Below are 18086 nucleotides of genomic sequence, written 5' to 3' on the forward strand. Positions count from 1 at the left end.
TGTTAGAGACTATTAGAGAAGCCAGGGTTTGCCCTGGCTTTTTTGTTGTCACCATCACACAATCACTTCATCAAAAAGCGAGACGGCAATTCCCGTTTGAACCTGCTAGAACAGATGTGTAGACCACAGGATGCAGGCTATGAACTGGCGATCACAGTTAGCAACCGCACTATCCCTTTCCCTTAGCACTGTCGCGCTAGTCGGTGTTTCGGCGCAGGCAGTCAAACTAGCAAATGGCACAACCCATTTCGTTCAGCCGCCGCGTTTAGAGAGTGCTGTGGCGACCCAAAAAGTTGCTCGTTTTCTGGGATCAACATACTACTTCACACTGACGTTACCTGAGAATGCGGGAGAGTCATTGCAAAAAGTGGTGATCTCGCCTCAAGAAGCGCCCGATCGTGCACGGTTTGATGTCAATCGCACAGAGGCGTTTGAAGGCACGTTCGAGCGAGAAGGCAACAAGCTACCGCTTCAATCAGTGACACAAGATTCTAAGACGCAAGCGATTACGATTACCTTTGACCCAGCAGTCGCAGTCGGCAAAACGGTGACGATCGGACTTTATGCTGACCGCAACCCCGATCTCGGTGGCACCTACCTTTATGGCGTTACAGCTTTTCCAGCAGGCGATCAGTCGTCTGGACAGTTCCTGGGCTACGGACGCATCTCCATCTACGATGGTGGTCAGGATTCTTAGTGATTCCGTCAGGGTAGATGGATGCGATCGCTGGGCAGCGTGCAGGCATACGGATGGGCTGTAGATGTAGAGATTGCTACCTAGTATCAAGATAAGAAGACGAGATGAAAATCGGTAAATTGTGCTTAAGTGCAGTCTTAGTGCTAGCAGCAAGCGGTGGTATCGGCTTACCGATGCAGGCGGTGCAGTTAGCAAATGGCAAAACATATTTTGTGCAGCCACCACGGTTTGAGGGTGCAACGGCAACGCAAAAGACAGCTTACTCTTGGGGTTCGACCTACTACTTTACGCTGACTGTGCCTGAGAATGCGGGGGAATCCTTACAACGGGTTATGATTGCACCCGAAGCCGCACCCTCTCGTGCCCGCTTTGATGTCCGGCAAACAGAAGCAGTGGGCAAACTGGGCGATCGCCAAACGAGACTTTCAATCCAGGACGTAACTGAAGATCCCAGAACACGCGCTATTACTGTGACGTTTAATCCACCAATTGAACCAGGTAGCCAGGTTAAGATTGGGCTGTACGCCACGCGCAACCCAGACGTGGGTGGTGTTTACCTGTATGGCGTGACAGCATTTCCCACTGGGGAGCAGCCGTACGGTCAGTTTTTAGGCTACGGGCGCATCCAGATTACCGATCGCGACTTCTTCTTCCGACGCGGGTTCTTTTAGATAGCCAGCAGCGATGCAGTCCTCAATTACCTGCTGCACTACAGACCATAACTCTGGTGCGCCTGTTTGAACAGGAGCCATGCGCTGCAAGACGCGATCGCTCGTGATACCATGCAGTTTCCAGCTATAGCCACCTGTTTGCTGGTTGTTAAGAATGGGCTGAAGTCGATCAAGGGCAGCCGCAAATTTAGCCGCAGGCGTTTCCTGTGCTTCAAACTCATCCCATAAAGCGCGAAACTCACTGCTCTGATCGAGCGGCAATAAGCCAAACAGGCGATCGGCTGCTTGAGTTTCCCGAGCGGCTTTGCTCTGGTTGCCCTGATTGTCATAGCAGAAGGTATCGCCCGCATCAATCTCGACCAGATCGTGCAGCAGCAATAGTTTAATAACGTGTAGCAGATCGAGGGGAGCCGGAGCATACTCGGCAAGGACGATCGCCATCAGTGCGATATGCCAGGAATGTTCGGCACTGTTTTCGCGTCGAGAGCCATCAGTCAGCAACGTCTGCCGCAGCACTTGCTTGAGTTTATCGATCTCAATCACGAACTGCATTTGCTGTACGAGTCGGGTTGATGGCACTCAAAACTCCTTTAAAGGCGCATCGAAATCATCTGGAACGGTAAACTCGCCTGCACATAAACCAGAGAGGCAAAGTTGTTTAGCTATGGCGATTAGCCTGAGTTCCGCGATCGGTGTCTTAGATCGAACAATAACCAGCGTCTACTTGCTGTAGATCTTTCAGGGATCGCGTTAAATCTGATCAATTGCCACTTTGACCATCAGCCCAACTCAGTGCATCTCAGTTATTTCTACCAGTGTTGCGACAGATTCATACAGTTAACTATGCTTCTGAAGTCTCTTCGCCGGGATAGGGAGTGAGGATTTCCACGCCTGTTTCGGTAACGGCGAGTGTATGTTCGCATTGGGCAGAGAGTTTGCGATCGAGTGTGACAGCCGTCCACTTATCAGCGAGAACTTCGACTTCCCAAGTGCCTTCATTAATCATCGGCTCGATGGTAAACACCATGCCGGGTCTTAGCTTTTTGCCAGTACCGGCTTTGCCATAATGCGGAATCTGAGGCGCAGTGTGGAACACTCGGCTGATGCCATGCCCCACAAAATCTTGTACGACCGAGAAGCCTTGCCCTTCGGCATACTCTTGAATAGCAGCGCCAATATCGCCAATCTTGGCACCAGGTTTCACGGCTGCAATACCGCGTCGGCGGCATTCATCGGTAACTTCAACTAGCTTACGGGCGATCGGCGATGGTTCTCCCACAAAAAACATTTTGGAGGTATCGCCGTGATAGCCATCCAAAATCACCGTCACGTCGATATTAACAATGTCGCCATCTTTCAAAAGTTGTTTGGCGTTGGGAATGCCGTGGCAAACCACTTCGTTCACGCTGGTACAAATGGATTTTGGGAAACCTTTGTAGCCTAATGGGGCACTTTTTGCGCCATGCGCCTGCGTCCAGCGTTCGGCTTCGTCATTAAGTGCAAGAGTGCTTACACCAGGCTGCACCAGCGACGAAAGGTGATGCAGTAGTTGTGCTGCCAGGTGTCCCGCCTGACGCATTTTATCGATCTCTCGTGGGGACAGGAGAGTAATTACTTCGCGTTCCATAGGTTTCTATTCTACTGACAAAGGGCTTCCAGTGGGCGGAGTTCTGCGGACGTGAGATCGCGCCATTGTCCGGGGGCGAGTCCGTCGAGTTGAAGGTGGGCGATCGCCACCCGCACTAGTCGCAGTGTGGGAAAATTGACCGCTGCTGTCATGCGTCGTACCTGCCGATTACGCCCCTCGGTCAGCGTTAGCTCTAGCCAGGCAGTCGGCACTGTTTTACGAAACCGTACGGGTGGGTCACGCGGTGACAGAGTTGGTTCCTCGGTTAGCAAGGTGACGATCGCAGGACGGGTTTTGATGCCCTGAATGAGCACGCCCTGCCGCAGTTGTTTAAGAGCTGCGTCATCGGGCAGACGTTCAACCTGCACCCAATAGGTACGCGGGTGCCGAAATTTGGGATCGCTGAGGCGATGTTGTAGTGAGCCATGATTGGTCAACAACAGCAAGCCTTCACTATCGCGATCGAGCCGCCCAACCGGATAAACACCTGCTACAGGAATGTAGTCTTTGAGGGTACGCCGCACGCCATTCGAGCCATCATCAGTAAACTGACACAGCACATCATAGGGTTTATGAAAGAGCAGATAGCGGTAGGACACGCTGGGAAGTTTTTAGTTTTTAGACATCAGTGTTGATGTGCATTGACTCATTGGGTTAGCCCAAAGAGACAGTGCGTTACGCTGAAGCTTTTCTTTGATAGCGAAGCCTATACAGCACTCTATACGGCTATTAACCCTTAAAGCACTAACAACTAACAACCAATAACTATTAATTGACTCTGACCCGGAAGCGCACGAAGCCAAAGTTATTGCCGCTTGTATTGGGAATGTCGCCCAGGTCAAAAATGACTGTCCCATTTTGGTTACTGGCATCCGTACAGGAGTTGCCAACCGGCAGGGGTGCCAATGGCGCAAAGACAGTACCGCCAGCTGCGATCACGCCGTTATTGCGCTGCACCTGCGTGGTATTAGCAATGAGCGTTGTGCTTAAGGGAATTGGGTCGCAGAGACTCACGCCGATCGCCGGAGCCGTACCATCCGAAAGATAGTAGACCGTATATTCCACATCATCGCCACTCTGGAGCTTAATGGTAGCGGGATCAAGGTTGATCTGCCCGATCGGTGCGCCGCCTGGCTGAAGCTGCGTGAACCCAGGCGCATTATCAACATCCCCAGGCGCATCAATAAAGGTGCCAAAATTGATGCTGCTCAACGATGTGCCATTACGAGTTACGTTCGTGATCCGTTTCACTAGGCGAAAGGCACCGCTACCACCACCACCAGAAGTTGGAGACAGCGAAACAACAGTTGGTGTGTTGTTGTTGTTTGGGTTGCCATCTCCATCTGGATCGGCATTAGCACCGTCGTTAGACTGATCGCTGAGTGGAGAACCGCCCTGACTGATTGCCGCTACAGTCGTGGTATTAGGGAACGGACCTAAACCGTTAGCTCCTGTACCAGGCGTAACATTAACGCTAAAGGTAATCGTTGCAGTGGTGCCTGAGGGCAGCGTATCTGTGCCCTGTAAAAGATTTTGGTTGCTGCTGCCGTTAAATGCAGTGTTTACTGTCAACGTTGGGCTTTGAATGCTCGTAACGCCATTAAGTGTTGCATTGGCAAATGTTTGCGCCAGATTGTCGGTCAACTGCAAATTAGTGATGTCAAACGATGACTGCCCAACAGGTGCAAAGTTACGCACCAGCACCGTATAGGGAATGGTATATGTACCGTTAGCGTTTAGCACCGGAGTTCCCACACTTTTGGAAACACCCAGCGTGGGAAGGCATTCCCGCACGCCTAGCGCGGTAAAACCAAAGTCATCACCAAAAGTATCGTTTGCCTCGTCAAGAATTTGAAACGTCGTTGGATTTGGTGTTGCACCCGTTGTAAAGGCAAATTGAGTGGGAATCCATGACTGTCGCACATTGGGAAGCTCCTCAAACCCTGGCACAGCCTGAGCTGGATCGCCTACTCTTAACTGCGTTGTGGGCTGGATAAAGCCGGTTGGGTCTACAGGTGAACTAACCTGCAAGCGGATCTCTGGCGGCACCCCGTTACTACCTGGTGGTCCTACATTTACCAGCAGGTTAAAGAACAACCCCTTGAAGTTGTAGGTAGTGTTGGGGCGTAGCGTTGTTAAGGTCTGTCGCCAAACCACTGGATTCGGAAAGGCTGACTGTGGTACCCCAGGCGTGGTTGCATTCGCATTGGGGTTGGAATAGAGATAGGTATTAATAGGAGTATTGCCAAGACCTGCCCGACTCGCTTCTGCTGCCGTAACACCACGACCACTCACAATCCCACTAGGCGTTGCTGGATCGGTCAGCGGTCCATTTTGAATGGAAAGCCCTCCTACGTTGTCGCTGGGATACACTCCGTCACCGCGATACGGCGTACTGCTAGTAAAGCCAGCCGGATTATTAGGAGGAAGGGGACCGACGACACCAGGGGAAGCAGTAAAGGTGCCGTTGTTAATTAAATTGAGCTGCCCTTCGCGGGTGCCTGCGGGACAGCCATTGGGACCAACAGCCGATTGTGCGTGGGCTGGCAGTGTGGGCAAGAACGCTTGTGAGCCCAGTAGCAGGCTGACAGAGGAGAGGGCAAGGATTTTTTTAAGGGGACGGTTCATCAAGCCTCACACAGGAAAAATACTCGAATGGGGTTAATACGATCGCACTTCAACTGAGGGTGTAATCGGCTCATGGTTCGATCTGCAAATCTTGTTCCTGGATGATTACTTCAATGTCTCTGACATCGCGGTAGATAAATTCAGCGCGTCGATCGCGGGCATAATCCAGTCGAGTACTGCCAGGAGCAACCCGCTGGCGCTCGCCCAGCGATCGAATAGTCAGACGCTCGGGTGCAATACCACGCCGTAGCAGGTAGTTACGCGCTGCGATGGCTCGTCGTTCGCCCAATGCCAGGTTATAGATATCGGTAGCACGGGGGTCAGTATGCCCTTCAATCGTCACGAGAATGTACGGGTTCTCGACCAAGACTTGAGCAATGCGATCAAGCACTCTAGCCGTTGCAGCACTGATAGTGGATTTGTCGAGCGCAAAGTGAATGTTTTTGGGCACCGTGAGCCGCACAACGTCCGGCGGTGGTTCAGGCTGTGGGGGAGGCTGTTGAGCAACGGGGGTTGTACAGCGGGGCGGTGACGTAGGGGACTGAGGAGCAGGCACGGGAGACACAGCAGGAGCGATCGCACGCACAACGGCAAGACGGGCAGGCTCAGAGGAGCCGTAGCGGGGGTCAATGGCGATCGCACTAATCTGCTCACCCACAGAAGCAGCGATTGTGGTGCTAAAGTTGCCGTTTGCGTCAGTTTCGGTTGTGGCGATCGGTTCACTCAACGGGCCATACCCATCATCCTTGCCAGACACCTGGTAAAGCTCAATTTTGGAGCCGGGGTCTGCCTTGCCAAAAACCTGCACCGATGGTTTTGCAGCGGCTGCATCCAGCGTAAAAAACTCTTTGCTAGCAAAGCGTGGCGCATCGATCGCCCCATTACCGGTTTCTTTGCGGCGATTAGACGTATCTCGCTGAGGGTTGACACCATCGCCGCGCTGATAGTCGGACACATCCGTTCCTGGCTCCACCACTGGATCAGCGTACTGCGATCCGCCTGTGCCTTGCCGTGTGACTAGATCGATGCTTAACCCTTCTAGATTGGAGAACCGATTCGTCTCAATCTGATTCTGGTGACTAGTAGGATAAGCAGCGACCACGACACCGGGACCTGTCTGATAGCGAATCTGGTTGCCCGTCACCTGATGATTACTGCCCATCAGGTAAATGGCTGCACGCCGCAAACGCCTACCGTTGTAAATGATCTGGTTGTCTTTAATCTGCACAGCACCGCTGGGTTTAAAGAGATACACACCGCTGCCATCATTTGCACAGATGAGATTGCCTGTAATCTGCGACTGGTTGACGGTACCTTCCAGCCGAATTGCATCCGGCATCCCTGCTACGCCATTGCCAATAAGCACGTTCTCGCTGACTTGTAAATTTTGTGCGTTCACCGAGGTGATGATGGCACTACCGTCGTGATCCGCAATCCAGTTACGGCGAATGGTGGTATTAACGCCATTGAACACCGACACACCAAAGGCAGAGCGGGGCGTTTGAGTTGCTCCTGACTCTCGACTCCCGACTCCCGACGCTCCAGACAAAGGTGGAATGCCCAACCAATTGTTCTCAATCACCACATTCTGCGCAGGCACATCATCTTTGTAATACGGCGCAAAGTTAGCAGGGGTTTGCTGTTTGCTGATGTCGGGTGGGGGCAAGCGATGGGTGATGAAAATATCCGCAGGGGGCGTGCTGGCTGTCTCGCGGTGAGTCGAGGTGAAGCCATAAAGACTCAAGCCGCGAATGGTGATGTTGTCAGCGGCAACGGTTAGCCCCCGAAAGACTTCTTTGCCCTCTGCTGGGGCGACCGTCACCACAGGAACGGGCATTGGCAGTTCATTAATCGCTGATCGCTCTGCTTGATAGCCTGGTTGCGTAGTGCCGTCAAGCAGCAACCCGTTACGCTGGAGTGCAGGCAACACATCCACAAGGCGAATGGTCGTTTGTCCCTCTGGCAGTTGGAAGGCAATCTGCGATGACGCAGTACCTGTAAGTGGTTCTACTTGCCCTTGTTCAGCAGGCGACAGGCGATCGAGTGGTAACGTGCCGTTGACGATCGCGATCGCCTCCCGCAGCGTCAAGCCCTCATCTGCTTGCACGGCTCCATCCTGGTTACTGTTCACCGTCACCCGTAGAACTTGCGCTGCCGTTGTATCTGCTGTCTGCGCCACCCCAACACCGCTTGCAAAAACACTCAGAACCACCAGCAAAAGCGGCACCTGATAGAGCCTTCTGCCTTTTGCCTTTTGCCCTTTGCCTTTCACCTTTTGCCCTTTGTCTTCTGCCTTCTGCCTTCTGCCTTCTGCCTTCTGCCCTTTGCCTTCTGCCCGCTGATTCATACCACCCTGATACAGTTTGCTCATTGACCTTGCCCTCCATTGAGCGTTGCTTCTGGAGCCACAGAAGCGCCTGCTATGGGTTTAACGATCGACTCCTGTTGCTGCGGCGGGGCGATGTTGCGCTTAAAGCCAAAGATGTCAGAGAGCTGATCCAGCTTCAGGCTAAGACCAACGAAGAAGCCGCCCCGATCGCGATCGCCAAAGTCCCGATCCTGAGCATCGCCAAAACTGTAGCCTGCTGCTACGCGCAAATTGGGCGTGACGTAGTACCCAAGTTCTGCGACAAAGCCAACCTCCTGATAGCCACTGGCGGGTTGCCCAATCCAGCGCACTTCGCCCGCGACATCCCAGCGATAGCCAAAGCGATAGCTCGTGCGGAACTGCGCCAGGGTAATGGAGTTGGTGCCCAGCAGATCTTTTGCCAGGTAGGATTTGGTGTTTCGCAGCGCAAATTTGCCGTAAAACTCCCAGCGGTAGTTGGGTGCATAAATCGCTTCTGCCGCAAACAGATTCACTGTCGAACCCGTGCCGCTGCCAAACAGAAGTGTATCAGGTGTATAGGCGGGGTTTTGGCGATATTCGTAGCGCATCAGCGCATTGAACTTATCGCTGCTGGGGTCGCGGTATGCCAGACCCACTTTGAGGTTAATCGTGTCGCCTAACCCAGAGCCGACGAGCAGTTGGTTGGCAAAATTGCCCTGGTCGTAACGTGCGAGTGCGGTGAGTGCTGGCGATAGTTTACCAGCAGCTCCGGCAGAGATGACAGTGTTGTTGCCTGCTTTGGAGGTGCGGTATTCATAACGTCCCGTTGCTTTGAAGTTAGGGTTGTCGGTGTACTCCAGCCCAATGCTGTAGCTGTCACCGCCTGTAATGCCCAATGAGGCGGCGCTTTGTCCCACTGCGACAGGTTGGGCGAACTGTTGTCCTGCGGCAGTGTAGGCGAAAATGTCACCAAAGATGCGCTCGTAGCCAAGGTTTGCCCGTAGACCAGGCGCGATTTTGATACGGTGATTCAGCCCGATCGCCCCCTGATTAGTCAGCCCATTAACACCCGTCAGGATGGAGTAGCGTCCGGTGAAGGTGGTATTTTCCGTCAGGCGTTGATCAACGATCGTATCCAGGCTGGTGATGGAGTTGGTACGGTAGACGCTTGTTTCACTGAGAAACTGTTGTGCCAGCCGCATCGTTACACCTTGCATCACTGCCCAATCAAGCGCCACTGTTGTCCGATTGGGGTAAAGCGGATCGGGTGTAGCGATGTTGGTTTCGTTCTGGGCGCGAAACAAGAGCGTTTTTGCCAGCGGCACGTTCAACCGAGAGACTAACTGGCTGCTGCCCTGATCTAAGAGACCGGGAGCGATCCGATCCTCGCGAGTGCGATTTATAAAATCAACGCCCACTTCTGCTTTGCCTAGCGTTTGCAGCACACCCAGCCGAATGGTGGTCAAGCTGTTATCGACCCGCGTACCTGGAAGCGGGTCTCGACTGAGGTTAAACAGGTCGGTTAAACCAGTCGAGGTCGTGAAGCCGCGTACTGCTGTGGCAATGCCAAAGTTAACTTCGCGATCGACCTGAAAGAGCAGGCTGGTTGTGGGTGTTACTTTGGCAGACACTTCTGCTCCGTAGTTGGTCTGCCCCGGTGCAAAGCTAAAGGTTGCATCGTTGGCAAAGTTCTCTTCGACCGATCGATAATAAGCGCGTGCCAAAATGCTCGGTGAGAGTTTGCCGTTAAGTTCTACCCGATAAGCACTGCCGCGAATGGTGCCGCGAAAAACGGAATCGTTGGTCGATCGGGCATACTCCGCAATTAATCTGGCATCTTTGCCTAAGGGAATCAGCGCATCCAAGCCAAACAGCGCAAAGGTATTGCCGCCCTGGTCTTCGTTTAGGTAGCTGGCTGCTGCCCAGCTTTCTGCCCCTGGCGTACGAGCAAAGTTGTACTGCACCCGCCCAGCGTACAGGCTTGTATCCTGCCCTAGGCCTTCATACTGATAGGTGACCACGATGCGGCGTACCAGCGTCCGTCCAAACAGGTCAAACTCAGTCGTCTGAACCGGGCGACGGAACAGTAGTGAGCCGCGATCGTAGTCAAACTCGTAGTCTTGCCCCTGAAACAGTTGCTTGCGATCGACCAGCGTACCGGGGCGACCCAGTTCCTCCGTTTCCAGATAGACCAGTTCGCTGCCTGCCTTCACCAACCGCCGCGAGAGGTAGTAGTAACCACTGGTGCCGTTGGGGATAAGCGAATCGCGCTGGAAGCCCTCCAAGTTGTCGGCGTAGAAGCCCGTCAGTTGGAAATTGCCCAGATTGTAGTTTGCCTTGAAGCCGTGCAGTTGGCGGTTGGTTGCCGTGTAGTACTGCGATGCTGTTGCCAGTTCTGGTGTGCTGTAATCGCCCCACATAAAGAAGTCTGATCCGGCTTGGGGCACCTTAGACGTGCGCTCCAGCTTGAGATACAGGCTATCGATTGAAGGAGCCAGAAAATCGGTAGTCGAGCTATCGCCGTAAACGGGATAAACCTGATCGCACGCCTGGGTATTTCGAAACAGATTAGTGGTGCCATCGCACGTTTGGTTGAGCGGACGCTGGCTATTGAATGCACCCGTAAACAGCCATTCCCCAATGCGACCGGTAGCAAAGGCAGCGGCACCAAAGTCAAACCGGGGCGAACCGTCATTCAGGCGATCGGGGTTGAGAAAATCACGGAAGCTGCCGTAATAGTCGGTTCCCGGTGCACCCAGCCGCAAATTGATGGAACCCGACATAATGAACGGGCGCAAATTGGTGATGAACTCAACTTGCGTATAGGCTTCGAGTTCTGGTAGTTGGGCAGAACGACCCGGCAGCGGTGTCCGAGGTGCAGGAGTAAGGACGGGGGCAGACCGCGATCGCCCATCGTTCGCCTTTTGGATCGGTGGCAGGGGACGGTTGGAGTCGTCCGGTTGGAGCAGTTTCGCCTCCTGTAAAGCAACAGCCGCCCGGATACGAACTTTTTGGGGTGCCAAATTGGACTGAAGCTGTGCAGTAAATTTGCCGCCTTGCGCCAACACCTGAAAGCCAGAACGCTCTGCATCTTGATCAACACCGACAAACTTGCCTGCACTGGCAGTGAGCGTAACGATCGCATCCTGAGTAATCACCTGTCCAGCTTCGTCTACGACCTGACCTTCCACCGTGACGGACGATCGCCCATCGGCTGGAACGCGCGGATCACTGGTCGGCAAAAACTCTAGACGGGCTGCTGTTTCTTTCACCGTTACCACAACACTTACTGGCGTACCACCCTCCGGCTGTACCGTCAGCGTATTCTCACCAAACCGTAGCGGAATGTCGTACCAGACTTGCGTGACACCATCTGCACCAGCCTGTGTCTGGGTTTGAATGGCAGGGTCGATCGGCGTTTGGTTCACCGTGACCTGCACCTTCGTCGTGGCTGGATACTGCACGATCAGGTTGGTCGAGCGTTCTCCAATTGTCGTTGTCTGCGGTGCCAAAATGCGGACGACCGGGGCGATCGGAGTTGGTGCTGGTTCAGGTGGCGGAGACGTTTGGGCAAGCAGTTGATCGTGACTGGGTGCGTCATTGGCTGGAGTGCTGCCTGGTTTGCGATGCGCTAGATCAGTGCTGGCTGCATCAAGATTCGTTGATGTAAAACTGACTACATCAGAACTCGCTAGAACAGGACTGTCTGGTTCAAGAGTATGGGCGGGCGCGATCGTGGCAACAGCACCCAATAACGAGGACAGTAATGCTAGACCCAGAGTTAAATTTTGCATCCTACTGTCCCCCTTCCTTAAAGCTAGGCGTAACAGCAAAATTCATCCGCACGGTTGAGCCGGAAGCTAACCGTACCAGACGGGATGGACTATTTGCCTCAATGCGATACAAGTTAGGAGCAATGGTGTAACCTGGCAGGCTCGTCAAGTCCAGCGTGCCAGTGCGGGTGCCTGAAATCACGTAAGCCAGTGAAAACAGCCCAGCAGCATCGGTTGTGATGCGGTTACCGTCATCCATAAAAATGACCGCATTGGGAACTCCCGGCTCTCCAGGCTGCTGCTCGCCATCAAAGTTTTTATCAACAAATACACGCCCAATCACCGTGCCGCAATCCGCCAGAATGCCAGGGCGAATTTGCAGTCTGTAGCTGGCAGTATTGCTCTGTACAGGAATGGTTGCCGTTTGCCCCTGCGCTACCGCAAGGTTTCTGCCCGTACCCCGAACAGCATCAGGCGTAAGGAGTGCTGCGTATACCAGCGTCAGTGTTTGCTGCGGAGCAAGGCTGGGATAGGTAAATGTAATCGTGCGACCGCTGACAGTAGGCGCTGCAATTGCCACCTGTGTTGCATTGCCACCTGTCCCGATCGAGCCACTCACCGATTTGGCAATAAACTGTAACCCCAGCGGCAAGGTATCTATCACTTGCAGGGGCGATACGGTCGTTGCACCCGTATTTTTGATTTGCAAGCGATACACAACGGTATCGCCCGGTTCAGCAGCGGCACGATCGGCAGTCTTAATAATTTCTAGGCTCGATCGGCTTGGTACTGCTGTAAGGGTTGTTGGATTAGAATTTGCAGTCCGATCAGCGCCACCCGGTCTGTCTTTAAAGCGAGCTGAAGCGGTATTCGTGATCACAACGTCATCAGCAACCACAGGCAAAGCTAAGGCAATCATGCCTCCAAGCAATCCCCAAGCTGCTAAGACGTGGAGAGACCCCAGTCCTGGCAGTTTCTTCAAAAAATGCACTCCTCACACTTAGCGAAAACTCAGTTCAGTAATCCTGCGGAACTGATGTAAGCGAAACGTCGATGCAAACCCCTGATGAACAAATCTACAGCAGGATTGTTCAAAAGCAACAAAAGCCTTAAACCCTTTATTAGCAGAATTCTCACCCCTACTTGAGCAACTGACCATGAACGATCAGGATATGGCTAGGAACACACTCAAGTCAGTAATCGTACTGAATCTAGTTATAATCTTTCAGAAAAATATAAACTCCGCAGGAAAGTTAAAAAACTTAATATTTTTGTAAAAATCTTAATACTGCACTGTAAATTAGTGACTGCGCTCCCAGAAAGATGTTGAGCAGCAGCCATCCTCACGAATTAGGCGATTACACGGGCAGGGTTACACAGGCGCAATCGCAGCTTTCAAACTTTGGCAAAACGTCTCGATCGCCTGTAGCCCTTCTGTTGGTGAACCATCTGCTAACCGCTTGACAAAGGCACTACCAACGATCGCTGCATCTGCGCCCCATTCCATTACCTGGCGAGCGTGTTCCGGTTGCGAAATACCAAACCCTACGCCGATCGGCTTGTCTGTAACCGTGCGTAGCTCTAAGAGCAAATCTTTCACTCGTGACTGCACCTGCGTTCGCATACCCGTTACGCCTGTAGTGCTCACCAGGTAAATAAAGCCCTGCGACTGCTCTGCGATCGCCAAAATACGCTCCTTCGGGCTGGTCGGCGCGATCAGCAGCGTCACATCAATACCAAACTCTGCCGCTGGTTTCAGCAACGTTTCTGCCTCTTCCAACGGCAAATCGGGCACGACTAACCCCCGCACTCCAGCCGCCGAAATTTGCTGCAAGTATGTCTCAATGCCGCGATTCAAAATCGGGTTGTAGTACGTGAACAGGATGATCGGCGCTTGCAATGTCGGACTAACTGAGCGCACTACTTCCAACACCTGATCTAGCCGTGTACCCCGTTTCAATGCCCGTGTGGCTGCCGCCTGAATGACAGGACCATCTGCCAGCGGGTCAGAATAGGGCACTCCCAGTTCAATTAAATCAGCCCCACTGCGATCGAGTACCCGCAGCGCCTCTGCCGTCGTCTCCAGATCAGGATCACCCGCCGTAATAAAGGGAATGAGCGCACAACGGGCATGGTCGCGCAGAGTTTCAAAGCGTTGAGCGATCGAAGTCATTTGAATCGTTTTTAGTAGTTATGTGGTTAGTTTTTGGCAGTAAGAAGCCAGAAGACAGGAAAAGTTTTGAGTTTTGAGTGAATTCTCTCCCTTGCTGCCCCTACTCCCCACTCCCTACTCCCTGTTCCCCCTTTCCGCCTCAATCTCTGCCTGCAATTTCGCTAATTCCTCTGGCGTCAGCTCCTCCAGACGTTTTTGCAGCACGGCTTCCTCGTAATCTTTAAGCTGCTGGTTATAGGTCATGGTTTTTGTCACAGCGCGGAGTGCGTAGGTAGCAACCCAGCCGAGCAGCCCACCCACGAGTGCAACCTGTGTCCAGATGCCTGCGGTCGTGCTGTCTAAACCTGCACCTTGCAAAAATAAGTAAGCCAGCCCACCGGCTGCAAACACTCCGAAGCCAATTCCAAGCGCATCAATCCGTCGCATCTATGTGTACAAGTAGGAACGCAAACTCGACCCTTTTGAAAAAGGGCAAAAAGGGAAGACGGAGAGACACGATCTCACCCTCTCTAGCCAGCCACTTCACGGCGCTGTGGACGAAAGTTAAGAAACGGCGCTAGCAGCAACAGCCCTGGGAAAAACATGAACACCAGAAAATACATAAATGCCCGCTCAAACGAACTTGCGACATACCAGCGCTTGTTTAAGTAGAAGTAGAGGGCAGCCGGAATAACCAGCAAAAAGGCACCGGCCAAAACCAGATACAGAAGGGCAACCGTAATATCCATAGAGATGGTAAGGGATGGAATTCACAATATTCTACCGCTTGCCCGTCGTCAACGCTGCGTTTTTGTTGACAAGGATTATGCGAGCGAGGGTCGATCGCCGTAACGCGATCGTGAGGCAACACAAAAGGAAGTTGTACAAATACTCCAATTGATGGTGCAATAAATGAATGGATTAACATCCAATGGATTCACGTCCAACGGATCGACGTTCAATTTACGGGGGCATGGCGGAATGGTAGACGCAACGGACTTAGACAACTGAGCCTTGATGGAGAAATCGATCAAGTGACCGCTCTCAAACTCAGGGAAACCTAAATTAGGGATGAGGGATGAAGGATAAAGGCGAAGGGATAGATAAAGTTTTGAGCGAACTCAGAACTGCCTCTTTTCTCTACTCCTGACTCCTAAGCCCCATAACCCATCCTCAACAAGGCAATCCTGAGCCAAGCCGAAGTATTTGTGCTGAGTGACGGGTTACAGACTTTGAGTGACTGCTTTAACTCAAAACTGCAAACTCAAAACTCAAAACTTCTTACCTCGGAAGGTGCAGAGACTCGACGGGAGCTACCCTAACGTGCAGCCGAGGGTAAAGGGAGAGTCCAATTCTCAAAACCAGCAGGCAGCCCCTGTTGGCAGCAGCGAAAGTTGCAAGAGGATGAAAATCCGTTGACTGCAAGGTCGTGAGGGTTCAAGTCCCTCTGCCCCCATACGTCATACAAAGTGATGCAAAAACCGATTTTCTAGACCGAGAAAGGTGTTTTGACACTAAAGCTCGATCGTTAGAAAGTCGGTTTTTTGATTTAAGGGCTAGAAAAAACTGGATGGCAGCACGGGTAGGTCTTTAGCCTCTCAGTCTAAAGGGGCTATTTCCCTGGATTTGGTATACCTGCTAAAGCTAGCCCGCAAGTAAACGCAGCAATCAGAGCGTTGGCTCAACTAGCCTTACATTCGGTCAAGAATGAGTGCGAGACGCTTGTGTTCGTAGCTAAAACCGATGCTTCAAAGCCAGTCTCAGCTCTTCTGGAGTCAATTTCTGTTCGTCAAACTCACGTTAAACTAGGGTCTGAATTCCTCAGGTCGCTGGTTATGAATGCTCTAGAAATCACTCCTGAAATCAAGCAGCGCGTACAGGACTTGCGGAAACTACTCTGGCAAGCTAGCTACGAATACTACGTGCTGGATGCGCCCACCATGGAGGATGCCGTCTATGACCAGCTTTATCGAGAATTAGTAGACCTGGAAACACGCTACCCAGCGTTGATTGTGTCTGATAGCCCGACGCAGCGTGTGGGCGAGCGCCCAGCCAGCCAGTTTGTCTCCGTCAAGCACAACATTCCGCTGTACAGCCTGGAAAACGCCTTTGGCAACGAGGATTTGGCGAAATGGCAGGAGCGGTGGCAACGGCAGCTATTAGCCGTCAGCGGTCAGCCATCAGCAGATGAGCCATTTGACTACGTGTGCGAACTGAAGATTGACGGTAACGCCCTGGCACTGACCTACGAGAACGGCATTCTGGTGCGTGGCGTGACTCGCGGCGACGGCATTACAGGCGAAGAGATTACTCAAAACGTGAAGGCGATTCGATCAATCCCTCTGCGGCTGAATCTAGACAATCCACCACCTGTTGTAGAAGTGCGTGGTGAGGCATTTTTACCATTGTCATCGTTTGAGCAAATTAACCAGGAGCGCGAACAAGCGGGCGAAGCACTCTTTGCCAATCCTAGAAACGCCGCCGCTGGAACGCTCCGCCAGCTAGACTCTAAAATCGTTGCCCGCCGCAAGCTTGATTTCTTTCCCTACACGCTGCATTGGGGAGAGAAGGCAGAAGGCAGAAGGCAGAAGGCAGAGGTAGATGGGGTAGCAGGGGAAATCGGAGAGGCAGGGGGAGTAGAGGCAGCAACAGAGGGAAAAGTAACTCAAAACTTTCTTCCGCAGCCTATTTCTCCCTCCCCACTCCCTACTCCCTCAACTCAGTGGGACTGCCTCGAACTCCTCAAGCAAATGGGCTTTCGTGTCAATCCTGAACGGCAGCAATGTGCTGATTTGCAGGCGGTGCAAGAGTATTGTGATCGCTGGTCGCTCGATCGCACCCAGCTCCGGTACATGACCGATGGCGTAGTCGTCAAAATTAATTCCTTAGCGCTGCAAGCTCAGTTAGGCTTTACACAGAAATTTCCCCGCTGGGCGATCGCCCTTAAATATCCAGCGGAAGAAGCGCCGACGATCGTCAAGCGCATCAGCGTGAATGTGGGTCGCACAGGTGCCGTAACGCCCCTGGCGGAAATGCGTCCCGTACAGCTAGCAGGCACCACAGTAGCGCGAGCAACCCTACACAATAGCGATCGCATCGCCGAATTGGATATTCGTATTGGCGATACCGTCATCGTTCGCAAAGCAGGCGAGATTATTCCTGAAGTGGTGCGCGTTCTCTATGACCTTCGCCCTGAGAATACAATGCCATTTCAGATGCCGAGCCAGTGCCCCGAGTGTAGTCAACCACTGGTCAAGCCCGATGACGAAGCCGTTACTCGCTGTATCAACGCCTCCTGCCCTGCTATTCTGCGTGGCGCACTAGTGCATTGGGCATCCCGGCAGGCACTTGATATCAACGGTTTGGGCGAAAAGCTGGTACTGCAATTTGTGGATACTGACCTGGTACGCTCCGTTGCCGATCTGTATGACCTTACGGTTGATCGCCTACTGCTTTTGGAACGCATGGGCAAAAAGTCTGCCGAAAAGCTGGTCGGGGCGATCGCTGACTCCAAACAGCAACCCTGGGCAAGAGTGCTCTATGGCTTGGGCATCCGCCATGTGGGCAGCGTTAACGCGCAAATTTTAACCCAGCGTTTTACCAGCGTCGAGGCATTAGCAGCAGCAGATGTGGGAGCGATCGCAACCGTCTTTGGCATTGGCACCGAAATTGCTGAATCAGTTCATGACTGGTTCCAGAACCCTGGCAACCAACAGCTAATTCAGCGCTTGCAAGCTGCTGGACTACAGTTCATTGGCGAGGTGGTAGACTCTGACCAAGTGAGTGCGGCGATCGCGGGCAAAACCTTTGTCGTCACGGGCACCTTACCCACCCTCAAGCGTGACGAAGCAAAAGCCATGATCCAGGCAGCAGGCGGCAAAGTTACTGATTCTGTAAGCAAGAAAACTGATTATCTGGTTGTAGGCGAAGATGCAGGCTCCAAACTTACAAAAGCGCAAACGCTAGGCGTCGCCCAATTGTCTGAAGTAGAACTACTGGAGCTACTGGATCGGGGGGAGGAATGAGGGCTGAAGGATAAAGGATGAGGGCTGAAGGTTTTGAGTTGCTTTGACCACTAACGACCCTTGTGCCTTGTGCCCTTTGCCTTCCGCCTTCTGCCCTTTGCCCTCTGCCTTCCTCCCCCTCTCCTGTTCATCAGTGTCTCGGATGGGAACACTAGAGCTACCGATCGCCCCTTTTTCGGTCACT

At 52.8% G+C, this 18086-nt stretch carries 14 protein-coding genes; 3 read left to right on the forward strand and 11 right to left on the reverse strand.

Annotation, left to right across the window (positions count from 1 at the left end):
• The first annotated feature begins 139 nt into the window (after positions 1-139).
• Positions 140-697 carry a DUF2808 domain-containing protein gene (locus tag H6F86_RS03355; RefSeq protein WP_190446695.1) on the forward strand — a complete coding sequence of 186 codons (558 nt, stop codon included), beginning with the start codon at positions 140-142 and terminating at the stop codon, positions 695-697.
• A 104-nt stretch (positions 698-801) separates the two neighbouring features.
• Positions 802-1368: a DUF2808 domain-containing protein gene (locus H6F86_RS03360; protein ID WP_190446696.1), complete on the forward strand. Its 567-nt coding sequence runs from the start codon at positions 802-804 to the stop codon at positions 1366-1368.
• On the opposite strand, the gene H6F86_RS03365 is transcribed toward H6F86_RS03360, so the two are convergent.
• The 10 genes from H6F86_RS03365 to H6F86_RS03410 all read right to left on the reverse strand — a co-directional run bounded on the left by H6F86_RS03365 (position 1306) and on the right by H6F86_RS03410 (position 14626).
• Positions 1306-1947, reverse strand: a complete 642-nt coding sequence (locus H6F86_RS03365; RefSeq protein ID WP_190446697.1) for an HD domain-containing protein — start codon at positions 1945-1947, stop codon at positions 1306-1308. The two genes, H6F86_RS03360 and H6F86_RS03365, sit on opposite strands and share 63 nt — an antisense overlap.
• A gap of 262 nt (positions 1948-2209) precedes the next feature.
• Positions 2210-2995, reverse strand: coding sequence for a type I methionyl aminopeptidase (gene map, locus H6F86_RS03370; protein ID WP_190446698.1), 786 nt, complete (start codon positions 2993-2995; stop codon positions 2210-2212).
• Between the two features lie 11 nt (positions 2996-3006).
• Positions 3007-3594 carry a pseudouridine synthase gene (locus H6F86_RS03375; RefSeq protein WP_190446699.1) on the reverse strand — a complete coding sequence of 196 codons (588 nt, stop codon included), beginning with the start codon at positions 3592-3594 and terminating at the stop codon, positions 3007-3009.
• 169 nt (positions 3595-3763) lie between these two features.
• Entirely contained in the window at positions 3764-5623 is a 1860-nt protein-coding gene (locus tag H6F86_RS03380) for a hypothetical protein (protein ID WP_190446700.1), read from the reverse strand.
• Positions 5624-5693: 70 nt separating this feature from the next.
• Positions 5694-7994, reverse strand: a complete 2301-nt coding sequence (locus H6F86_RS03385) for an OmpA family protein (protein WP_206756000.1) — start codon at positions 7992-7994, stop codon at positions 5694-5696.
• A complete protein-coding gene (locus H6F86_RS03390) occupies positions 7991-11746 on the reverse strand; it encodes a hypothetical protein (RefSeq protein WP_190446701.1) in 3756 nt (1251 codons plus the stop codon). Before H6F86_RS03390 ends, H6F86_RS03385 begins: the two co-directional genes overlap by 4 nt.
• A 1-nt stretch (position 11747) precedes the next feature.
• Complete coding sequence (locus tag H6F86_RS03395; RefSeq protein ID WP_242033341.1) at positions 11748-12707, reverse strand: hypothetical protein; 960 nt, start codon at positions 12705-12707, stop codon at positions 11748-11750.
• A 390-nt stretch (positions 12708-13097) separates the two neighbouring features.
• The gene (gene trpA, locus H6F86_RS03400) at positions 13098-13898 is read right to left on the reverse strand and encodes a tryptophan synthase subunit alpha (protein ID WP_190446703.1); all 801 of its coding nucleotides are present in this window, start codon (positions 13896-13898) and stop codon (positions 13098-13100) included.
• A gap of 114 nt (positions 13899-14012) precedes the next feature.
• Entirely contained in the window at positions 14013-14324 is a 312-nt protein-coding gene (locus H6F86_RS03405) for a DUF3007 family protein (RefSeq protein ID WP_190446704.1), read from the reverse strand.
• 83 nt (positions 14325-14407) lie between these two features.
• Positions 14408-14626 (reverse strand): NAD(P)H-quinone oxidoreductase subunit L, encoded by a 219-nt coding sequence (locus H6F86_RS03410; RefSeq protein ID WP_190446705.1) that lies wholly within the window; start codon positions 14624-14626, stop codon positions 14408-14410.
• A 1086-nt stretch (positions 14627-15712) separates the two neighbouring features.
• Here H6F86_RS03410 and ligA point away from each other — a divergent pair.
• The gene (gene ligA, locus H6F86_RS03415; protein ID WP_190446706.1) at positions 15713-17902 is read left to right on the forward strand and encodes an NAD-dependent DNA ligase LigA; all 2190 of its coding nucleotides are present in this window, start codon (positions 15713-15715) and stop codon (positions 17900-17902) included.
• On the opposite strand, the gene H6F86_RS03420 is transcribed toward ligA, so the two are convergent.
• On the reverse strand, positions 17879-18085 hold the full coding sequence (locus tag H6F86_RS03420) for a hypothetical protein (protein ID WP_190446707.1): 207 nt from the start codon (positions 18083-18085) through the stop codon (positions 17879-17881). The genes ligA and H6F86_RS03420 overlap by 24 nt on opposite strands.
• Between the last annotated feature and the right edge of the window lies 1 nt (position 18086).

This window comes from Phormidium sp. FACHB-592 (assembly GCF_014695795.1).
Lineage (GTDB): Bacteria > Cyanobacteriota > Cyanobacteriia > Leptolyngbyales > Leptolyngbyaceae > Stenomitos.